Source organism: Roseibium porphyridii (genome assembly GCF_026191725.2).
Taxonomy (GTDB): Bacteria; Pseudomonadota; Alphaproteobacteria; order Rhizobiales; family Stappiaceae; genus Roseibium; species Roseibium porphyridii.
The window spans coordinates 3,978,853-3,998,492 of record NZ_CP120863.1; the positions used below are offsets into that span (position 1 = coordinate 3,978,853).

Below are 19,640 nucleotides of genomic sequence, written 5' to 3' on the forward strand. Positions count from 1 at the left end.
CAGCGCAACTCGCGAATTGAGCTCCGACTCAGGTCCAGCTCAAGACGACCTTCCCGGCCTCCCCCGATTTCATTGCCGCAAAGCCTTGCTGAAACTCATCAACCGTGAACCGGTGAGTGATGACATTCCTGACGTCGAGACCGTTTTGAAGCATGGCAATCATCTTATACCAGGTCTCGAAAATCTCGCGGCCATAGACACCCTTGATCGTGATCGCCTTGAAGACAATGCGAGACCAGTCCACTGGAGACTTTCCCGGCGGTATTCCCAGAAGCGCAATGCGCCCGCCCATCACAAGGTTTTCTACCATCTGGTCGAGGGCTATCTGGTTGCCGGACATTTCCAGACCGACATCGAAGCCCTCTTTCATACCGAGTTTATGTTCGATGCCCTTGAGATCTTCCTCGGCAACATTCACCGGAACCACGTCGGCTACCCGTGTCGCGAGGTCCAGGCGCGCCTGATTGATGTCCGTGATCACCACATTGCGGGCACCGACATGGCGCGCAACGGCGGCAGCCATGATGCCAATGGGTCCTGCGCCCGTGATAAGCACGTCTTCGCCGACAAGGTCGAAACTCAGCGCCGTATGCACGGCATTGCCAAGCGGGTCTAAGATAGCGCCAATTTCATCGTCTATCTCGTCAGGAAGAGGCACCACATTGAAAGCCGGCAGACGCAGGTATTCCGCAAAGGCACCCTGTTCGTTGACCCCTATGCCACGGGTTTCGGGATCAAGGTGAAACTTGCCAGCCCGCGATTGCCGAGAGTGTTTGCCGATCAAGTGTCCCTCACCTGAACAGCGTTGGCCAATTTCAAGATCCGTTACAGCGCTGCCGATCTCGACGATTTCGCCGGCAAATTCGTGTCCGGTGATCAGCGGCACGGGAACAGTCTTAGATGCCCAGTCATCCCAATTCCAGATATGGATATCCGTTCCGCAAATGCCTGTCTTGTTAATGCGGATCAGAACATCATCAGGGCCGATTTCGGGAACGGGTGCTCGGGTCATCCAGAGCCCTTCCCTCTGCTCGGCCTTGCACAACGCCTTCATCTGATTGCTGTTCATGACAAAACCCCTGTTGCCTTGCCAGCCTTGGCAAAGGCCTCCAGCGCCCGATCAAGGTCGGAGCGGGACAAAGCGGCATTCATCTGGGTTCTGATGCGCGCTTGTCCCCGTGGAACGACCGGAAAGAAGAAACCGGAAACAAAAACTCCCTCTTCAAAGAGTTCTGCGGCCATAGCCTGAGCAAGCTTCGCGTCACCCAGCATGACCGGCACAATTGGATGCTCGCCCGGGAGCAGCCTGAAGCCGAGACCTTCAAGGCCCGCTCGCCAATAGCTGGTATTGTCAAAAAGAGCCTGGCGCAGATCATCCCCTTCTTCGACAAGGCGGATGGCTTCCAGTCCGCTCATTACGACCGCCGGCAGCAATGAGTTGGAAAACAGGTAAGGCCGCGCCCGCTGACGCAGCAAGTCAATAACGGGCTGCGGTCCGGCAATATATCCGCCAATGCCACCGCCCAGCGCTTTTCCTAGCGTTCCGGTCAGAATGTCGACATCCACGCCGAAATGAGCTGGGGTGCCCTCGCCCTTTGGACCCATGAAACCAGTTGCATGGCAATCGTCCACCATGACGACAGCGCCATATTTTTTCGCCAAAGCAGTGATTTCGGGAAGCTTGGCCAGATAGCCATCCATAGAGAAGACACCGTCAGTGGCGACCATGAGGTGCCGCGCGCCACCCTCGCGAGCTTCCTGAAGCTTCGCTTCCAGATCCGCCATATCGGAATTTGCATAACGGAAGCGACTGGCCTTGCAAAGGCGGATGCCGTCAATGATCGACGCATGATTTAGCGCGTCCGATATAATCGCATCCTCAGGCCCGAGAAGAGGCTCAAACAAGCCGCCATTCGCGTCAAAACAGGCTGCGAACAAGATGGCGTCATCTTTACCCAAAAACCCGGCCAGGCGCTGTTCGAGTTGACGGTGGATGTCCTGAGTTCCGCAAATGAAGCGCACCGATGCCATGCCATACCCCTTGGGTTCCAGCGCTTTTCTGGCAGCTTCTTCGAGTGCTGGATGGTCAGCCAGGCCAAGATAGTTGTTGGCGCACAGGTTGATCACATCGCGACCGCCAACCGTTATCAAACCGCCCTGCGGCGACGTGATCTGGCGCTCGCGCTTATAAAACCCTTCTGCTTCAATTTCTTTCAAGGTCTCACGGATATGTAACAGGAAGGCCTCGGACACGGCATTTCTCCGGCAAAATGGATATTTCATCCACTATGCCGGATTTTTATTCGAAATAGAAGAGGCTGCCTCCGATATCACGGAAATTTTGACGTTCGTACGAGTATTCCAACTCACCGGGGCGTGCTTACGCTGGCCATTCGAATGCCTGCGTAAATCAACGCACCTCCAGTACATTTGTTGAAAAGAGAGACAATCCAGTTTTGAACACCGCCCCTTGTCAGCCTGTCTCCGAGGAAGGCGTAAGCGGTGTAGGATGTCAGGTCGATAAGGAAGGTCATACTACCCATGATCAGGATTTGGGGCAGAAGAGGCTGATCGACGTTAAGAAACTGGGGCAGTATCGCTGCGAAATACAAGAGCGCTTTCGGATTGGCGAACTCGATGACAAAGCCTTTTGCAAACAAGCTCTTCAAACTCGACATTTGTCCGTCGCGCTTTACGCTCAGAGCACCAGAAGGAGCCAGAAGCGACGTCAGTCCGAGCCATACCAGATAAGTAACCCCAGCCCATTTGATAATTGAAAACACAAGGTTGGATGCGACGAGCAAGGATGCGATCCCGGTCGCCGAAAGTACGAAGTAAAGTGCATTGGCAAAGGCGATCCCGAAAACACCTGCAAGCGCCCTTTTGCCGCCGTTTGCCGCGCCTTGCGAGGCAACGGCTATCGCTGCAGCACCTGGTGTGAAAACGACCACGACCGTGGTGATGAAAAAAACCAAAAAGACATCGAATTGCATTTCGGTCTCCGATTTCTGCAATGGAATGCGTGTTGAATGCCGTCAGGCAGCTGCCACGATTTCGATCTCAACCAACCATTCAGGTGTGAGGGTCTTCACAACGATGGCAGTTGTCGGCACACGCCGATCTCCGAGGGCCTTGAGCCTCGCGTTCTGGTTCTTTTCTGCAAAGTCGACGCTTGTCAGATAGCTCGTGACGCGCACGATATTGTCGCTTGTCATGTCGGCAGTGTTCAGGATGTGCCGAAGATTGTTCCAGATCAGCTCAAGCTGCTCGTCCAGTCCCTCAGGAGCGTGGCCGGAAGTGTCGAGCCCCATCGTGCCGCTGACAAATAGCAGACGGCCTGTTTGCTGAACTTCCAGCGCATGAATGTAGTCTGGCGTTGCCGGATAAACTCCGGTTGCCGGATTGATCATTCGCTCATGCATGGCAAACTCTCCTTGCCGAACTTCTTCTTCCATGAGAGCATGATGCTGAATATTCTTTTGATCAATCCATGAAGAGCCGAATGATATCAAATAGAGAAGACATTCAGAAAAACAGGCTGCCGAAGAAGCCATTGGACGCCTTCGACCGAAAGATATTAGGCAAACTGGTCGGCAACGCGCGCCAGACCTATGCTGAAATCGGTAGTGAAGTCGGCTTGTCGGCACCAGCGGTGCATGAACGTGTCAAACGCATGACCGCCTCGGGGATCATCAAAGGCACAAACGCCGATATTGACGCTATGGCCGTCGGCAAGCCTTTCCTGGCCTTCGTTCATGTTGATGCAAGCGGCTGGGGCAAAAGCGAGCGAATGATGCGCCTCAGGGACTTTCCAGAAGTGGAAGAGCTCCATTCCGTCACAGGCGACACCTGCGTGATCTTAAAGGTCAGGACGGCCAACGCGGACGCAATGGAAAACTTCCTGGCCCAGGTCTATGCCCTCCCCGGCGTCAGGGCGACGCGAAGCTACGTTGTGTTGACGACATATCTGGACCGTCCTGTTCAGGCCGAAGTGACCGAAGAATGGCCAGACGTCCCGATGCCAAAGGAGTAGGCGCGCAAAATATGTGTATGTCTGGAATGATGGATTATGCTGACGGGGCTTCCATTGCGGACTAACACCGTGCTCATTTCCGATAGGGGCGCTTCGTATCGTCATGCATTTGCCGAGGTTAAGCCATGTGAACATCGTCGCGCGAGATGCTGATGCATTGGCGGCGTTTTATGTGGAAGCGTTTGGCTTGGTCTTTCTGAGACCTCCTCGTCTGCTCTCGGGTGAAAGAGTTTCAAAAGGCAATGGTCTTCCCTCGTCCGAAATAAGATCCATCTGGCTGCAGTTTCCCGGCGACGATGGACCGTTCTTGGAAATTCATGAATACAGCAATGGCCTAGAGCGGCAGGTCCCAAGAGTGAATGAACCCGGACTTGGGCACCTCGCCTTTAAAATAGCTGATATCCATTCGGCGATGGACACAATTATCCGGGCTGGCGGCACGCGCCTTGGCGAAGTGACGAATTTCGGATCAACTGAAGAACCAATTCTCTTGGTCTATATGCGCGATCTGGAAGGCAACATATTGGAGCTTGAGCAGCGCCGTCCGTGACAGGTCGACACGCGTTATCGCTGCTGATCGTCAAACCTCAGAACTTCACGACCATCAAAATTGCACGGGCCGGACCTGAAATCGCTTCTATGCAATGGGGAACGTCGGCGGCATAGCGTGCAGTATCACCCTTGTCGATGACTCCCTTGGCAACGCCAGATGTTACCTCCAGCCGTCCTTCCTCCGCGATCAACTGCTCGCGGGTTCCGCGTTCGTGAGGCTTGCTTTCCAGTTTGCCGCCTTTGGCGAAAATAAGCTCATAGACTTCAAACCGGCCGGTGTCCTGCGGCGGCGACAGTATTCGGATCTTGCACCCGTCGCCTGCTCTATCAAGCGCGGGTGTCTGATGCTCGTGCAGAATTTCCACCCGATCTTCTGGCGTGTCCTCGCCCAAAAGCCCTGCAAAATCGACATTCAAGGCCCTGGTCAGGTTGAGCAATGTCGCAACGGTTGGATTTGATTCTCCGCGTTCAATTTGACTGACCATGGATCGAGAAACACCCGAGATTTTTTCAACAGCCTCAAGCGAAAGTCCTTGCGCGCGGCGCGCTTTTTTCAGGCGTTCCGGCAAACGTGAGAGAATTTCTGAATCAGTCATGGTGTTGAGAGGATCTACCGAAAATACAGCCTTGTCACGTCTGGTTTTGGAGCAGGAGGAGATTGAGCGAGCATTGCCTCTGGAAGTGAGACGCTCCTGACCTACCTAACCGAGTGGAAGCGGTTCAACGCGAAAACACCGGACGTGCAGCAAGTGCTAAGAGAGAAGCGGATTGACCTTGATTCAGTCAAACGCAAGAAGCTGATCGAACGACTGCTTCTCGAGATCAGCCGTTCGCACGGTGATTTATACTACCAGTCAACCAGCACAATCGCTCTTCAGATCAAGGACTACATCCAAGGCGATGCCAAGCTGAACACTGAAGAAAGAGCCTTGCTGGAACCTCTCTCTCAAACAGACATTGAAGTTCTGTTGAGTTTGCACTGACGCCCTGCCCTCAAAGGCGGTCTATGCCGCATCAGCGCAGCTCCATTACCCAAGCGCTCGCCTTCGACACAATGGTTCTGACTGGACCGCCTTTCGCTGAACCGACTTGAAGTAACCCAATGCCGGGCGAATAGCCTCGTGAGCCGGCTTGTGTTCCAGATAGTCAAGAATTCGGTAGAGATTGATTGGCTGTTTCTGAACTAGTGAAATCACCTTTTCGACGGCAAGATCATAAGGATAGGTATCAATGAACTGGCAAGCTGTCTGCGTTGGCGTGAGGATGTAGAAATCTTTGTCCCTTTTGGGCGTATAGCGCGTCACATCGAAGGGAGAGGCCCCCAGCACCTGGGGCTTTGGAATGTAGCAAGAAACGTCCGTTGCCTTGTTGTGCAACACAGAACCAGACGTCTGCCTGAAGCCCAGATTTGCCAGTTTTGCAACAGCGTGGCGCCGCATTGCGGGACTCATAATCTCGGCATCTGAGCGGTCGTATCGCAGATCATCGAATACGGAGTAGATTTTGAGATCGGCATCAGCAAGAAGGAAATAGGGGCCGAAATCCGTTGTGGCGGCCGCGCTTTCATCAAAAGTCCTGTCTGCCCTTTGCACACTAGTGGCCTTTCAAAAAGTAGAGGCCCGACTGGCCTTTGTCCGTGTTTCCCTGCTGGCGTTGACCGGATAGCACCCTGCAATTACTTGCTGAGTTGTTAGTGCTGACCTGGCGCTCGACTTCTCGCAGTCAATAGCAAGCGGCGGTAGCACGTGCGCCGAGAGCGTCGCCATTGCCGACAATCGTTGCTCAGTTTCTGCTGTTTTTCCACTCTCGTGCCCTCCTGTTCAAAGGGACTGAATGTGTCGTCGCTTCCGGGGCGCATCCTGTCGTATTCGGAACAGTTCAGGTACCGCGCTCTCAAATAGCGTTCCCTCAACGACTTGAGCAGCAACCGTCTGCTTGAGCAGACCCCAATATTGGACACGCCCCGGAGACATAAAGATGGCCAGCGATATTGAGATTGCCCGCGCAGCCAAGATGAAACCTATTCAGGACATCGGCGAGCGACTGAGCATTCCAGACGAATCCCTGCTGCCCTATGGCCGCACCAAGGCCAAGATCGCAGCTGACTATATCGACAGTCTGGATGGGCGCGACAGCGGCAAGTTGATCCTGGTCACGGCCATCAACCCGACGCCGGCCGGTGAAGGCAAGACAACAACGACTGTTGGTCTCGGCGACGGTCTGAACCGGATCGGCAAGAATGCCATGATCTGCCTGCGCGAACCTTCGCTTGGCCCATGCTTCGGCATGAAAGGCGGCGCAGCAGGCGGTGGTTACGCACAGGTCGTGCCGATGGAAGACATCAACCTGCATTTCACAGGTGACTTTCACGCCATCACCTCAGCTCACAACCTGCTGGCTGCCCTGATTGAAAATCACATTTACTGGGGCAATGAGCTCGGCATCGACCAGCGCCGTGTCACCTGGCGCCGGGTGCTTGATATGAACGATCGTGCGCTGCGCTCCATCGTCTGTTCGCTCGGCGGCGTCGCCAATGGCTTTCCTCGGGAAGGTGGTTTCGACATCACCGTTGCTTCCGAGATCATGGCGATCCTCTGTCTGGCAACTGACCTGGACGACCTGCAAAAGCGCCTTGGCGACATCATCGTGGCCTATCGCCGTGACCGCACGGCAATCCGGGCACGCGACCTTGAAGCGGACGGCGCGATGACCGTGCTGCTGAAAGAGGCGATGCAGCCGAACCTGGTTCAGACACTGGAAAACAACCCGGCCTTCATCCATGGCGGTCCGTTCGCCAATATCGCGCATGGCTGTAACTCAGTGGTTGCCACACAGACAGCTCTCAAACTTGCCGACTACGTTGTGACCGAAGCCGGTTTCGGTGCGGATCTCGGTGCAGAAAAATTCTTCGACATCAAATGCCGCAAAGCCGGTCTTTCCCCTGATGCAGTCGTCATCGTCGCCACGATCAAGGCCCTGAAGATGAATGGCGGCGTCGCCAAGGAAGACCTGGGCGCCGAGAATGTCGATGCCGTCGCCAAGGGTTGCGCAAACCTTGGCCGGCACATTGAGAACGTGAAGCAGTTCGGCGTTCCAGCGGTTGTTGCGATCAATCACTTCACTGCTGATACAGACGCGGAAGTTCAGGCGGTCAGAGACTACTGCGCAGACCTCGGTGTCGATGCCATCCTGGCTACGCACTGGGCCAATGGTTCTGCCGGAACGGAAGAACTGGCAAACCGTGTGGTTGAACTGGCTGAAAGCGGTGCGGCACAGTTTGCCCCGCTCTATGACGATAACCTGTCGCTTTTTGAAAAGATCGAAACCATCGCCAAGCGGATCTACCGCGCTGATGAAGTACTCGCCGACAAATCCGTGCGCGACCAGTTGAAGCGCTGGGAGGCCGACGGTTTCGGTGATCTGCCGGTCTGCATGGCCAAGACACAGTATTCCTTCACAACGGATCCGCAAATGCGCGGTGCACCGACCGGTCACAGTCTGCCGGTTCGTGAAGTCAGATTGTCCGCTGGTGCCGGCTTCATTGTCGTTATCTGCGGCGAGATCATGACAATGCCGGGTCTGCCACGCGTGCCGTCGGCCAACCATATCCGCCTTGATGACAACGGACAGATTGAAGGGTTGTTCTGACCACGTCCGGATCGGAACGACAAACTGAAGGCGGATCATTCGATCCGCCTTTTCTTTTTGCAGCGACACATGGGGTAAACTGCGGTGGCTAAAGGCTAATCCGGTATGCAAAACAACTCGAGATGCGCCCTTCCAAGCACAGCTGTCGCGTAAACGACTTGCCGTGTCGCATTGGAGATATCGACGATTCCACCTTGGGGCATAAGGTTTTTCACTAAGTTGTTGGCCCTTAGCGCCAGGTTGGAGCTGCCTTATGTCCGATGAAGACGATATCGATCTCGCCTCCCTGTCCGACGACGAACTTGTCGAACAGATGCATGATGATCTCTATGACGGTCTGCAGGAAGAGATCGAAGAAGGAGTGAACATCCTTCTTGGTCGCGGCTGGACACCCTACGACGTCCTGACGAAAGCCCTCGTTGAAGGCATGCGTATCGTCGGCATAGATTTCCGGGACGGCATCCTTTTCGTGCCGGAAGTGCTTTTGTCCGCCAACGCCATGAAAGCCGGCATGGGCATTTTACGCCCGTTGCTCGCCGAAACAGGCGCTCCAAAGGTTGGCAAGATGGTGATCGGCACGGTGAAGGGCGACATCCACGATATCGGCAAGAACCTCGTTTCCATGATGATGGAAGGTGCCGGTTTTGAGGTAATCGATATCGGTATCAACAATCCGGTCGAAAACTACCTGGCTGCCCTCGAAGAGCATCAACCGGATATTCTCGGCATGTCAGCACTGCTGACGACCACGATGCCTTACATGAAAGTCGTGATCGACGAGATGAAGGAAAAGGGCATTCGGGACGATTACATCGTGCTCGTCGGCGGCGCGCCTCTCAACGAGGAATTCGGCGAGGCGGTCGGAGCTGACGGCTATTGCCGGGACGCAGCCGTTGCCGTGGAAATGGCAAAGGACCTGATCGCCCGGCGCCACAACCAGCTGGCCAAAGGCTGAGGCTGAGACATGTTCAAGGAGGCTGCCGATATGCAGGCGGGCGAGCCTCTCTTCCCAATCGAGACGGAAGGCGACGCGGGCGACAAGATCGGCCGCGTGCTCGTTATTGCCTGCGGAGCTCTGGCACGTGAAATCATAGCGATCAGAGACCAGAACAATCTCGATCATATCGATCTTACTTGCTTACCCGCCAAGCTGCACAATACGCCGGACAAGATTCCTGAGGAGGTTCGCAGGACCATCCTCATGAACAACGATGTCTATTCCGAGATTCTGGTCGCCTATGGCGATTGTGGAACCGGCGGCCTTTTGGACAAAGTACTAAAAGAAACGGGTGCCCGTCGTATCGAAGGCGCGCATTGCTATGCCTTCTTTTCCGGTCTGGAGGCCTTTGATCAGATGGAGGAGGACCAGTTGGGCACATTCTACCTGACTGACTTTCTTGCAAGACACTTCCAGACAATGGTTATCGAACCGCTTGGCCTCGACTGGCATCCGCATTTGAGAGACATGTATTTCGCGCACTATACGCGCCTGCTTTACCTTGCTCAGACCGACGATCCGGACCTGGAAGCAGCCGCTAGGCGCGCCGCGGAACGCCTGGACCTACCGTTCGAAATCAAAAAGACCGGCTATGGAATGCTGGCACCTTTTGTCGGCAAAGATCTTCCAAAATGAATTCCGTCGTTCCCACCGTGGGATAAGTCGGTTTTTCACGTGATGATGCCGCTATCAGGCGGCCTGAAGATCAGCCCTTCCTTCAAAGATAGATTGTCAGGTGGAGAAAGAGGCCATGGCGCAGAAGATCATCGTATTTTGGCGGGATATCCCGGCACAGATCCTGGTGAAAAAGGGACGGAAATCTGCCCGCAGGGAACTGCCAGCCATGTTCATGGAGGCAATCGACGCCTGCGCCATGAGGGTCGGGGCCAAAGACAGCGAGGCCTATATGGCCGAGTGGCGCCGTGCAGACCCGGTTGAGGTTTCTGACGACCTGGAATCTGAAGCAGAGACAGCCTTGAGTGAGCTGGTAACGGCCTATCCGAAGGACCGTCTGAAAACCCTTTTGGCAAGTGGAGGCAGCGAGAATGACTGAACAGCGTCTTTTGGCGAATGGGCGGCTTCCCGCCTCGACCGAAATGTCACCCAAACAGGTGATCGAAAAAACGGAGTTGCTTGCCAGCATTCCCACCGGAACACAGGTCTATGTGACAGACCTCGGCAATGCATCGGAAGACACCATTGTTGCCGCTGCCCGCACACTGACCAGCCACAAGCTGACGCCAGTTCCGCATATGGCGGCACGCCGGTACCCCTCCTATGAAGCCTTTGAGCGACGCATCCACCGGCTCACGCAAGAGGCAGGCGTCACCGAAGTCTTGGCGATTGCGGGTGAAGCCGAAAAGTCCGGCCCGTTGACTTCATCAGTCTCCCTTCTGGAAACCGGTCTTTTCGACAAGCTTGGCATAAAAAAAATTGCCGTCGCGGGTCACCCGGAAGGCGCTCCCGACATCTCACCTGATGTCATCCGGGAATTTTTGAACCGCAAGCATGAACTTGCTGCTCAAAGCGATGCGGAATTCCGCATCGTCACCCAGTTCGGTTTCGACCCTCACCGGGTCAGCCTCTGGCTTGACGAGTTGCGCGACTGGGGCAACCTCTTTCCGGTACATATAGGGGTGGCCGGCCCTGCAAAGATGACGACGCTTTTGAAATACGCAGCCTTTGCCGGTGTCGAGAATTCACTCAATTTCCTGAAAAAACGCGGTGGTGCAGTCGTCTCCATGCTCTCCGGCTATGACCCGGACACCATGGTTGAGCCGCTTGAGAACCGTGTTGTCAGTCAGCCCTCCTGTCAGCTCGTTCAAATCCATGTTTATCCGTTTGGCGGGGTCCAGAAAACCGCGGATTGGCTCCACAACCGCGGGAGCTGGTCCTTTCAATCCCCCTCCTCCACACTGACAGCCAACGAAAGCGCCTAAATGACCCGCACTGTTGTCGCCTCCGCCACCAAGGAAATCATCATAGGCTTCGACCAGCCGTTTTGTGTGATCGGTGAACGGATCAACCCGACCGGCCGCAAGAAACTGGCCGCGGAAATGATCGAAGGCAATTTCGAAACCGTCAAGGCCGATGCACTGGCGCAGGTTGCAGCCGGTGCAACGATGCTCGATGTCAATGCTGGCGTTACCGCAGTTAACCCGAACGAGACCGAGCCTCCGCTTCTTGTTAAAACTCTTGAGATTGTTCAAGAGCTTACGAACGTTCCTTTGTCAATTGATTCATCTGTAACCGCGGCAATCGAAGCCGGGCTGGAGGTCGCCAAGGGCCGTCCGCTTGTCAACTCGGTAACAGGTGAAGAAGAAAAGCTTGAAGCGATCCTGCCGCTAATCAAGAAGTACGACGTCCCGGTTGTTGCAATCTCAAACGACGAAAGCGGGATATCCGAAGACCCGGATGTGCGCTTTGCCGTTGCCAAGAAGATCGTGGAACGGGCGGCTGATTTCGGCATCCCGTCACATGACATTGTCGTCGATCCTCTGGTCATGCCAATCGGTGCAATGGGAACTGCCGGTCAGCAAGTGTTCAAACTCCTACGCCGCTTGCGCGACGAGCTGAAGGTGAACACGACCTGCGGCCTTTCCAACATTTCCTTTGGTCTGCCACACAGACACGGCATCAATGCAGGTTTCATTCCGATGGTGATCGGCGCCGGCATGACTTCAGCAATCATGAACCCCTGCCGCCCACAGGAAATGGAAGCCGTGCGCGCCGCCAATGTTCTGAATGGAACGGATCCTAACTGCCAGGAATGGATCATGACTTACAGGGACCATCAGCCGGCGGCAGCGAGCGCTGCATCTTCAACTCCAGCGGATGGCGGAGCATCTGCCGGCGGCGGACGTCGCCGTGGAGGTCGCGCGGCTCGGCGGTCTGCAGGCTGAGGGATCAGAAAGACCAGATGAGGTCAGTGACCGGGTCGAATCGCTGCGTCAGTCCCCTCCCGCTAACGGGAGGGGTTTTGTGCATCGCGGAGCCGTTGAAATACGCGCAGCCGCTCAAGACCGTGGCGAAGAATTGCTGCTACTGATATGCGTTCCCTCTCCCGCAGTGAGTGGATAGGCAAAACGATTACTGAGAATTGAGAAATCCCTGTGGTGACTGAACCAAAGCCATGACCGAGACACCTCAAAACGCCAAAGTTGTTTTTCAGCCCAGCGGGCGACGCGGCACTTTTCCCGTCGGCACCCCCCTGCTTGATGCAGCTCGCTCACTTGGCGTCTATGTGGAATCTGTATGTGGAGGACGTGGCATTTGCGGGCGGTGCCAGGTGACCGTGTCCGAAGGGCAATTTGCCAAGGAAAACGTCATCAGCTCGGCTGAACACCTGGAAGGTGCGACTGAGGCCGAAACCCGCTATGCCACCTTGCGCAAACTGCCCGAGGATCGGCGTCTTTCCTGCCAGGCGAAAATTCTCGGGGACCTGGTGGTCGACATTCCGACCGACGCGCAAACGAACCGGCAGGTGGTCCGTAAGCGCGCCGAAGCCAAACAGATCGAGGCGGATAGCGCAATTTCGCTCGTGAGCGTTTCCATTGACGAACCAGACATGGAAACACCACGAGGAGACATCGACCGCCTTCGCGATGCCCTGATCGCTGCAACTGGCCTTGCTGACCTCGTCTTTGATCCTGCCCTGCTTCCTGGCGTTCAAGTCATGTTGCGCAAGGCAAACTGGAACGTAACGGCAGCCATTCATCAGGATCTTGGAACATTACCAACACTGATTGCCCTTTGGCCGGGTGAAAAGAAAGCTGTCTACGGTCTCGCGGTCGACATCGGCTCCACGACCATTGCAGCTCATTTGTGCAATCTGCAAAACGGTCGAACAGTTTCTTCAGCCGGCACATCAAATCCGCAGATCCGCTTTGGTGAAGATCTGATGTCCCGGGTGTCCTATGTTCAGATGAACCCGGCGAAACTACCCGACCTTACGAAGGCGGTTCGTGAGGCGGTCAACGCGCTTGTTGGCAAACTTGTTGGCGATGTCGGCGCTGACCGTTCCGACGTGCTTGATGCGACCTTTGTCGGCAACCCTGTGATGCATCACCTGTTTCTTGGAATTGATCCGGTGGAGCTTGGTGGAGCCCCCTTCGCACTCGCCGCCTCCGATGCGATGAACCTGGTTGCGCGTGATCTGGATCTGGAACTCAATCCAGGGGCGCGTGTCTACATGCTGCCATGTATCGCCGGGCACGTTGGCGCTGATGCTGCGGCAGCGACCCTGTCTGAAAGCCCTTATTCACACGACGAGATCACTCTGCTGGTCGACGTCGGCACCAATGCGGAAATCGTCCTTGGAAACAAGGATCGCCTGCTTGCAGCCTCCTCCCCGACGGGACCGGCCTTTGAAGGAGCAGAAATCTCGTCCGGCCAACGCGCTGCTCCCGGCGCGATCGAGCGCATTCGGATCGACAAGGAGACGCTGGAACCGCGCTTCAAGGTCATTGGCGTCGACGAGTGGTCCGACGAGGAAGGGTTTGCCGAGAAAATCGATAGTGTCGGCGTCACTGGCATTTGCGGCTCGGGTATCATCGAGGCCGTTGCGGAAATGTTTCTTGCCGGTTTGATCACCGAAGACGGCGTCATCAACGGCAATATGGCTGCACGAACAACGCGCATTCGGTCGCAAGGCCGCACCTTTTCCTATTCGATCGCCGAAGATGGTGTCGAAATTTCAATCCTTCAGACCGACATTCGCGCGATACAGCTTGCCAAGGGCGCTCTATATGCCGGCGTAAAGCTGCTGCAGGACAAACTCGGTACCTATCACCTTGACCGTATTCGCCTGGCGGGTGCTTTCGGCAGCTATATCGATCCCAAATATGCGATGATCCTCGGACTGATACCCGACTGCTCTCTTGAAGGTGTGACCGGCGTCGGCAACGCCGCAGGCACCGGGGCACGCATGGCGTTGCTCAACCGCGGCTATCGTCGGGAAATCGAACAGACGGTGCGCGATATCGAGAAAATTGAAACCGCACTGGAACCGAAATTTCAGGAGCATTTCGTCAACGCAATGGCATTGCCGAACAAGGCAGACAGCTTCCCGCACCTGCGCTCCGCTGTCGAACTGCCTGAGCCGTTGCAAACCTCGTCACCAGAGACCGGAACCGGCGAGCGGCGCAGACGCCGTCGAAGAGGATAGTCGGCAACGCGTGTTGGAACAGGTTTATCCTGCGCCTGCCAGACGGACGTCCCAGGCTGGAGCCTCTGTCATCGTCATGTTCAGGCGATCGGCAACGTCCTTGCCAATGGCAAAGCCGTTTTTACCGGCAACTGCACTCAGATGATTGCCCCGTACGCTTGACCACTCTGCCTTCGGCAAAAATCGATGCCAAGTGTCCCATGGATCGCAGCTTTGCGGTTTGAGGCCGCTTGCCCTGTAGAAGACGAGATGCTCACCATAGGCTTCTGGTTGATAAAGACCGCGCATTCGCAGCAATTGCTTTCCGGCGTTTTCATATTTTGGTGTGTGACCGTAGACCCACTCCGGCGCCATTTCCGGGTACCTGAGAGATGTCGGCCTGTAAAACCTGAAAAGTATCGGGCTCAGCCGCCGCGCCAGGACTTTTCTGGGCAATGACACCGTTGTGGAAACGGCTGGGCTCGTTTTGCGTTGGCTTGACGTCAAGGCGGCTTTGATTTTTCCCAGACGGCTGAGAATTTTCCTGCCGACAACGCGCGCCCAGATCCCGAGTGGCCACGCATGTTCACTTTGATGTGTATCGATCAGCCCGAGAAAACTGACTTCCGAGCCTGCAGCCTTTAGCTTTCGCGCCAGCTCAAGTGCAACAACACCTCCAAACGAATAGCCGAGCAAACGAACCGGCACGCCCTTGAACCTTTGTTCAATGACGTGACAGCAGGCTTCCACTTCGTCTTCAACAACAGCAGGCGCAGTATGATGCCTTCCGAATTGTGTCTGGCGGACACCGTAGATGGCACCTCTGAAATCGAGACCCGCCAAGATGTTTTTCAACTCCAGAAAGCAGCTTGCCCCTCCGGCGAAGACAAAAAGCGGCACACTTTCGTCGCCTTCCTTGAGCAAAATCAGCTTGGGAATGTCCTGGTATTGTCTTTGCCGAACGGCCCTGGCGAGAGACTTGATGTTCGGCCAGACATAAAAACAATTCACATCGAGTTCGATGCCGGTGCTCTTGTAAACACCTTGAACGAACTTCAGAACTTTATTGATGTTGAAATGATCATTGAGGTCTTCACGAGACGTGACAATGCGCCCAAGTACGTTGGACGCTTCTCTGGTCAATATTTTTTCGATGTCGAGCGACACCCTTCCCCCTGAAACCGATACGACCTGCTGGACCCCTTTGATGCATACATAACACAACCCCCGCGTGAAACGACGCTCGAATTTCCGTTATGGTAAACGAATGGCAAGCAAGCACTGCTTGCAGGCAACTGGCGTGAAACGAAGACAACTCTCAGCACGCCATTTGTGAAGTTTGTTCGCTGTTGTTTGCGTAAATCCAGTCTTCACGGATCCCAAAAATACTGCTCGCGCAACCGTCGCCAGATCTTTTCGCCAATAAGACAATCATAGGGTTCCTCAAAGCGGATCTGCGCCTTGAGAACCTTGGGCGCTTCAGCTGGCACCCGCCCACCGATTTCCAGGATAAGCTTGCGGCGCACGGCATCCGGAAACTGTGCCCATTCGATTACCGGGATCACAAAGCTTGCCGGCCCGCCTGTTACACACCGGCGATAATACTCATCAAGATCCGGAATATTGAACTGAAACCCAATGCCGCCCTTGGTCATCAATGGGAGCCCGTTGATGACAAGCCCCGCCTCCACCGCGGCATCTCTCACAGGTGTCACTGGAAGCCCCTGATTGTTCGGTCCGTCGCCTGAGATATCGATGACCTTGCGATCCGTTTCGAAAGGCACGTCGGCAAGTATTGAGGCTGCATGCCGAATTGCACCCGAAATGGACGTACGGCGTTGTCCGAAAGACCTGTCATTCAGAATCTTGTCGGCGAAGGTCAACGCATCTTCCTGCGTTTCGATGACAGACCAGCCGACGATTTCGCGGGCGTGATTTTCGTTGGCCCATTCGAACATCATCAGTGCGATCCGACCGTGAGCTCCAAGCTCGATTGCGCGAACGACTTCAGGACTAGAGATTGCCGCTGCGTAGCCTTTGCGCTGGATCTCAAGTTCTTCCGGAGACATGGAGCGGGAGACGTCGACCGCCAAAACAAGCGCAACATCGACTTTTTCCTGCCCAGAAGCTGGAGCAAGAAGGGCAAGAAGTCCCAGCAATGCGCCGGTCCAGGACCGGAATGGGGCAATCTTCCACATCGACCGAGGATAACCGATCCGGCGCAAACCGTCAGCTGCCTGCTTCAGGGACCTGATAAACGATCTGTGATCGGAAACCTCGCAAGCCGGCCCTATTGAACACACCACTATGGAAGCCGGGATTGGATCAGGTATAAGACCAACAACGGATCAGTTCACGGAGTGCCCCATGTCCGAAGCCGCAGCGAATGACGACGCCCAAAAGCCCCTGCTTTCCACACTTCTTCACGAAGGTGTCTATCGCATTGTCATGCAGCGTCCAGAACGTATGAATGCGCTCTCGCGAGAGATGATGAGCGCTTTATCGGATGAGCTGACAAAAGCAGAAGCCGATCCGAATGTTCGTGTTGTTCTGCTTGGAGCGGAAGGCAAGGTGTTCTGTGCTGGTCACGATTTGAAGGAACTGACCGCGGCACGGGCCGAAAGCGACGGCGGAAAAGAAACTTACCAGGTGATCATGCGGCAGTGTTCGGACCTGATGCAGCAGATCGTCCGACATCCAAAACCCGTGATAGCGGTGGTAACCGGCGTTGCAACGGCCGCCGGATGTCAGCTGGTTGCTTCGTGCGATCTTGCAATTGCGACCGACACGGCGACCTTCTGCACGCCGGGTGTCAATATCGGTCTGTTCTGCTCTACGCCCATGGTTGCCCTGTCGAGAAATGTGGCTCCGAAACAGGCTATGGAAATGCTTTTAACAGGAGAAAGCATAGACGCATCGACCGCCAAGGACTTCGGCCTGATCAACCGCATCGTTCCTGGTGACTATCTGGAGCAGGTTGTCCAGAAATACGCCGAAGTCATCGCATCCAAGTCTGCAAAGACTCTCAAGATCGGGAAAGAAGCCTTCTACCGCCAGCTGGAGATGCCGCTTGCCGAGGCTTACGACTTTGCTGCCGAAACCATGGTGGAAAATATGATGGCCAAAGATGCAGAGGAAGGAATTTCAGCCTTTCTGCAAAAGCGTAAACCCGAATGGACCGACACCTGAGGTGACAGTTGTTTCAGCGAGGTGGGAACGACCATGACACAAGCTGGCTATTCCGGTCGCCCCCTCTCGGCAAAGCTCGGACTGAAGCCCGGAATGACTTGCTGGCGACAGGGCATGCCTCAGGAAATTGCCGAGCTACTGAAGGCGCAGGAGCCAGCTCTAACTCTGCTCACAAGCGCTGAACCAGGACTGGATTGTGCCCATGTCTTCGTGACCGAACGAGATGACCTGGAAACTCAACTTCTGCACCTCAGAGACTCCCTTGCACCGAACGGCATGATCTGGATCTCCTGGCCCAAGAAAGCCAGCAAGGTGCCGACGACCGTCACAGAAGATGTCATTCGTGATGTCTGCTTGCCGATCGGTTTTGTCGACATAAAAGTCTGCGCCGTCGATGCAACCTGGTCAGGATTGAAGTTGGTAATCCGCAAGGAACTGCGCGCTCAACAGGCAGAAAAACTCTCTTGAAGAGGTGAAAGTCCGGTTCACTGCTGAAGCGGCAAATAGATATCTGTTATCGCCTCATGCTCGGCTACATCCGGAAAAAAGCTGACGCGTTCGACAAAGAGTGGAAAATCTCGAAGGGTTTCCCCGCTTGCCGGAAGCCAGTCCTTATAGAATTCGCGAATTGCATCATCGGCATTTTCAAGCGGCCCTCTATGCCGGAACACCGCACAACGCCCACCGGGAATGATACCGGTTTCGACCCCAAAAGTGTTTTTCTCAACAGGCCTTTCGACCTTGCAGCAAATGCCGAACCGAAAGGCCTCGGCTGGCGCTGTCTTTGGATCATCGTAAAAAAGGTTATACGTCGCACTCTTTGAGGGCGGTGTGCCGAAGTCCTTGCGCCAGGCAATGAACTTTCGAACGGATGCCGGAATTTGTGCTGGCGGTCCACGGTGCTCCAGACTCGCGACCAAGGTTTCTTCAAATGTGACGATGCGCACCTCTTCGGCACTGAGTTCGACGTTCCGCATAATCTCTCCTTTCAAATCCAATATCGGTTGATAAGTTTCTTGCCAGCGTGACCAGTCGGGCAACTTTCGGAACGCGCTCGGGCTCTGACCGAAGACACGTTTGAAGGCACGGGAAAAGCTCTCCAGGTTTTCGTAGTGGGCGTTGAAAGCAACCTCGGTGATGGGTGTCTCATGTCGGAAGGCAAGTTGCAGACCAGCGCGCCTGAACCGCATAAGACGCTGATAATCGGCAACCCCCATACCGACAAATGCAGAAAACTGCCGCTGAAAGTGGAACCTTGAACAGGCTGCAGCGGTCGCCAATGCAGCAATATCCAAGGGCGCATCGAGTGTTGTATCGATTTTTTCCAGCGTGTCTTCTAAACGCTTCTTGATTGCGTTCATCTGGTGTTTCCCAAGCCTGTCTCTTGCCTCTGACTCAACTTGTCTAGACGCTGTCCAACAGATTTGCCTGACCGTACGTGCGCTTTTTCAAAGTTGTGACCTTTTGTGCTCTCTGCCACCCTTGCAGCATCCTCCGGTTTCGCATTGGATGGCGCCAGACACAAAAGGGATACTTTGACGATGAACCACGACGGATATTCCGATGCCTACATCAAAGGCATTCTGGACGAGGTCAAAACTGTTGCCATGATCGGGGCGAGTGCCAACTCCGTACGTCCGTCCTTTTTTGTGCTCAAATATCTGCTGTCTAAAGGCTATGACGTTTGGCCGATCAACCCTGGCCAGGCTGGCAAAGAAATTCTTGGCCAGAAGGTGTACGCGTCGATGGATGACCTGCCAGCCATTCCCGACATGATCGACATCTTCAGAAATTCAGAAGCGGCGGGACAAATTATCGACCAGGTGATCTCGAACCAGAAGTTGCCGAAGGTAATCTGGATGCAATTGATGGTTCGCCATGATGAGGCCGCAAAACGAGCTGAAGATGCCGGGATAAAGGTGGTTATGAACCGCTGTCCCAAGATCGAATATGGTCGGTTGTCCGGTGAGATCGGTTGGGCGGGTGTCAACTCGAGGACTCTGTCCTCGAAGCGCCCATCCCTGAAATCTGGGTTCCAACACCGTGGACTATCCGGGGACAAAGACGGTTAGAAA

Annotated in this window: 22 protein-coding genes; 13 read left to right on the top strand and 9 right to left on the bottom strand. The window is 55.0% G+C overall.

The window, feature by feature from the left end:
* Positions 1-28: 28 nt before the first annotated feature.
* The 4 genes from tdh to K1718_RS18390 form a co-directional block, all read right to left on the bottom strand.
* Positions 29-1,069 carry an L-threonine 3-dehydrogenase gene (gene tdh, locus K1718_RS18375; RefSeq protein ID WP_265681269.1) on the bottom strand — a complete coding sequence of 347 codons (1,041 nt, stop codon included), beginning with the start codon at positions 1,067-1,069 and terminating at the stop codon, positions 29-31.
* Complete coding sequence (locus K1718_RS18380; RefSeq protein WP_265681268.1) at positions 1,066-2,253, bottom strand: glycine C-acetyltransferase; 1,188 nt, start codon at positions 2,251-2,253, stop codon at positions 1,066-1,068. Before K1718_RS18380 ends, tdh begins: the two co-directional genes overlap by 4 nt.
* 113 nt (positions 2,254-2,366) lie before the next feature.
* Positions 2,367-2,993: a LysE family translocator gene (locus K1718_RS18385; protein WP_265681267.1), complete on the bottom strand. Its 627-nt coding sequence runs from the start codon at positions 2,991-2,993 to the stop codon at positions 2,367-2,369.
* Between the two features lie 42 nt (positions 2,994-3,035).
* A complete protein-coding gene (locus K1718_RS18390; RefSeq protein ID WP_265681266.1) occupies positions 3,036-3,422 on the bottom strand; it encodes a RidA family protein in 387 nt (128 codons plus the stop codon).
* 80 nt (positions 3,423-3,502) lie between these two features.
* Here K1718_RS18390 and K1718_RS18395 point away from each other — a divergent pair, with 80 nt between their 5' ends.
* On the top strand, positions 3,503-4,033 hold the full coding sequence (locus tag K1718_RS18395; RefSeq protein ID WP_265681265.1) for an Lrp/AsnC family transcriptional regulator: 531 nt from the start codon (positions 3,503-3,505) through the stop codon (positions 4,031-4,033).
* A gap of 127 nt (positions 4,034-4,160) precedes the next feature.
* Positions 4,161-4,583: a VOC family protein gene (locus K1718_RS18400; protein ID WP_265681264.1), complete on the top strand. Its 423-nt coding sequence runs from the start codon at positions 4,161-4,163 to the stop codon at positions 4,581-4,583.
* A gap of 37 nt (positions 4,584-4,620) precedes the next feature.
* On the opposite strand, the gene K1718_RS18405 is transcribed toward K1718_RS18400, so the two are convergent.
* A complete protein-coding gene (locus K1718_RS18405) occupies positions 4,621-5,181 on the bottom strand; it encodes a helix-turn-helix domain-containing protein (RefSeq protein WP_152502347.1) in 561 nt (186 codons plus the stop codon).
* Between the two features lie 144 nt (positions 5,182-5,325).
* Between K1718_RS18405 and K1718_RS18410 the strand changes: the two genes are divergently transcribed.
* Positions 5,326-5,568, top strand: a complete 243-nt coding sequence (locus tag K1718_RS18410) for a hypothetical protein (protein ID WP_265681263.1) — start codon at positions 5,326-5,328, stop codon at positions 5,566-5,568.
* 45 nt (positions 5,569-5,613) lie between these two features.
* Here the strand turns inward: K1718_RS18410 and K1718_RS18415 are convergent, their stop codons facing one another.
* On the bottom strand, positions 5,614-6,177 hold the full coding sequence (locus tag K1718_RS18415; RefSeq protein WP_265681262.1) for a hypothetical protein: 564 nt from the start codon (positions 6,175-6,177) through the stop codon (positions 5,614-5,616).
* Between the two features lie 385 nt (positions 6,178-6,562).
* Between K1718_RS18415 and K1718_RS18420 the strand changes: the two genes are divergently transcribed.
* The 7 genes from K1718_RS18420 (at position 6,563) to K1718_RS18450 (ending at position 14,397) form a co-directional block, all read left to right on the top strand.
* A complete protein-coding gene (locus K1718_RS18420) occupies positions 6,563-8,233 on the top strand; it encodes a formate--tetrahydrofolate ligase (RefSeq protein WP_265681261.1) in 1,671 nt (556 codons plus the stop codon).
* A 253-nt stretch (positions 8,234-8,486) separates the two neighbouring features.
* On the top strand, positions 8,487-9,188 hold the full coding sequence (locus K1718_RS18425) for a corrinoid protein (protein WP_152502349.1): 702 nt from the start codon (positions 8,487-8,489) through the stop codon (positions 9,186-9,188).
* A gap of 9 nt (positions 9,189-9,197) precedes the next feature.
* A complete protein-coding gene (locus tag K1718_RS18430) occupies positions 9,198-9,866 on the top strand; it encodes a DUF1638 domain-containing protein (RefSeq protein ID WP_152502350.1) in 669 nt (222 codons plus the stop codon).
* A 115-nt stretch (positions 9,867-9,981) separates the two neighbouring features.
* The gene (locus K1718_RS18435) at positions 9,982-10,284 is read left to right on the top strand and encodes a virulence factor (RefSeq protein WP_152502351.1); all 303 of its coding nucleotides are present in this window, start codon (positions 9,982-9,984) and stop codon (positions 10,282-10,284) included.
* On the top strand, positions 10,277-11,170 hold the full coding sequence (locus K1718_RS18440; protein WP_152502352.1) for a methylenetetrahydrofolate reductase: 894 nt from the start codon (positions 10,277-10,279) through the stop codon (positions 11,168-11,170). The genes K1718_RS18435 and K1718_RS18440 overlap by 8 nt, the downstream gene beginning before the upstream one ends.
* Entirely contained in the window at positions 11,171-12,133 is a 963-nt protein-coding gene (locus tag K1718_RS18445; protein ID WP_152502353.1) for a methyltetrahydrofolate cobalamin methyltransferase, read from the top strand.
* A gap of 230 nt (positions 12,134-12,363) precedes the next feature.
* Positions 12,364-14,397, top strand: a complete 2,034-nt coding sequence (locus K1718_RS18450; RefSeq protein ID WP_265681260.1) for an ASKHA domain-containing protein — start codon at positions 12,364-12,366, stop codon at positions 14,395-14,397.
* Between the two features lie 24 nt (positions 14,398-14,421).
* Here the strand turns inward: K1718_RS18450 and K1718_RS18455 are convergent, their stop codons facing one another.
* Both K1718_RS18455 and K1718_RS18460 read right to left on the bottom strand, forming a co-directional pair.
* Entirely contained in the window at positions 14,422-15,543 is a 1,122-nt protein-coding gene (locus tag K1718_RS18455) for a thioesterase domain-containing protein (protein ID WP_173006066.1), read from the bottom strand.
* Positions 15,544-15,746: 203 nt separating this feature from the next.
* A complete protein-coding gene (locus K1718_RS18460; RefSeq protein WP_265681259.1) occupies positions 15,747-16,574 on the bottom strand; it encodes a DUF1194 domain-containing protein in 828 nt (275 codons plus the stop codon).
* 169 nt (positions 16,575-16,743) lie between these two features.
* Between K1718_RS18460 and K1718_RS18465 the strand changes: the two genes are divergently transcribed.
* Entirely contained in the window at positions 16,744-17,565 is an 822-nt protein-coding gene (locus tag K1718_RS18465) for an enoyl-CoA hydratase (protein WP_265681258.1), read from the top strand.
* Positions 17,566-17,598: 33 nt separating this feature from the next.
* Positions 17,599-18,033: a DUF3052 family protein gene (locus tag K1718_RS18470; RefSeq protein WP_265681257.1), complete on the top strand. Its 435-nt coding sequence runs from the start codon at positions 17,599-17,601 to the stop codon at positions 18,031-18,033.
* A 17-nt stretch (positions 18,034-18,050) separates the two neighbouring features.
* Here K1718_RS18470 and K1718_RS18475 read toward each other — a convergent pair whose 3' ends face one another.
* Positions 18,051-18,926 (bottom strand): AraC family transcriptional regulator, encoded by an 876-nt coding sequence (locus K1718_RS18475; RefSeq protein WP_265681256.1) that lies wholly within the window; start codon positions 18,924-18,926, stop codon positions 18,051-18,053.
* 180 nt (positions 18,927-19,106) lie between these two features.
* Between K1718_RS18475 and K1718_RS18480 the strand changes: the two genes are divergently transcribed.
* The gene (locus tag K1718_RS18480; RefSeq protein ID WP_265681255.1) at positions 19,107-19,637 is read left to right on the top strand and encodes a CoA-binding protein; all 531 of its coding nucleotides are present in this window, start codon (positions 19,107-19,109) and stop codon (positions 19,635-19,637) included.
* The last annotated feature ends 3 nt before the right edge of the window (positions 19,638-19,640 follow it).

Bases quoted from the DNA above. Each gene is read 5' to 3' on its own strand.
- K1718_RS18420 (WP_265681261.1), top strand. From the start codon at position 6,563: ATGGCCAGCGATATTGAGATTGCCCGCGCAGCCAAGATGAAACCTATT.
- K1718_RS18385 (WP_265681267.1), bottom strand. From the start codon at position 2,993: ATGCAATTCGATGTCTTTTTGGTTTTTTTCATCACCACGGTCGTGGTC.
- K1718_RS18450 (WP_265681260.1), top strand. From the start codon at position 12,364: ATGACCGAGACACCTCAAAACGCCAAAGTTGTTTTTCAGCCCAGCGGG.
- K1718_RS18445 (WP_152502353.1), top strand. From the start codon at position 11,171: ATGACCCGCACTGTTGTCGCCTCCGCCACCAAGGAAATCATCATAGGC.
- K1718_RS18395 (WP_265681265.1), top strand. From the start codon at position 3,503: ATGATATCAAATAGAGAAGACATTCAGAAAAACAGGCTGCCGAAGAAG.
- tdh (WP_265681269.1), bottom strand. From the start codon at position 1,069: ATGAACAGCAATCAGATGAAGGCGTTGTGCAAGGCCGAGCAGAGGGAA.
- K1718_RS18465 (WP_265681258.1), top strand. From the start codon at position 16,744: ATGTCCGAAGCCGCAGCGAATGACGACGCCCAAAAGCCCCTGCTTTCC.
- K1718_RS18475 (WP_265681256.1), bottom strand. From the start codon at position 18,926: ATGAACGCAATCAAGAAGCGTTTAGAAGACACGCTGGAAAAAATCGAT.
- K1718_RS18425 (WP_152502349.1), top strand. From the start codon at position 8,487: ATGTCCGATGAAGACGATATCGATCTCGCCTCCCTGTCCGACGACGAA.
- K1718_RS18435 (WP_152502351.1), top strand. From the start codon at position 9,982: ATGGCGCAGAAGATCATCGTATTTTGGCGGGATATCCCGGCACAGATC.
- K1718_RS18405 (WP_152502347.1), bottom strand. From the start codon at position 5,181: ATGACTGATTCAGAAATTCTCTCACGTTTGCCGGAACGCCTGAAAAAA.
- K1718_RS18440 (WP_152502352.1), top strand. From the start codon at position 10,277: ATGACTGAACAGCGTCTTTTGGCGAATGGGCGGCTTCCCGCCTCGACC.
- K1718_RS18470 (WP_265681257.1), top strand. From the start codon at position 17,599: ATGACACAAGCTGGCTATTCCGGTCGCCCCCTCTCGGCAAAGCTCGGA.
- K1718_RS18480 (WP_265681255.1), top strand. From the start codon at position 19,107: ATGAACCACGACGGATATTCCGATGCCTACATCAAAGGCATTCTGGAC.
- K1718_RS18390 (WP_265681266.1), bottom strand. From the start codon at position 3,422: ATGCATGAGCGAATGATCAATCCGGCAACCGGAGTTTATCCGGCAACG.
- K1718_RS18460 (WP_265681259.1), bottom strand. From the start codon at position 16,574: ATGTGGAAGATTGCCCCATTCCGGTCCTGGACCGGCGCATTGCTGGGA.
- K1718_RS18430 (WP_152502350.1), top strand. From the start codon at position 9,198: ATGTTCAAGGAGGCTGCCGATATGCAGGCGGGCGAGCCTCTCTTCCCA.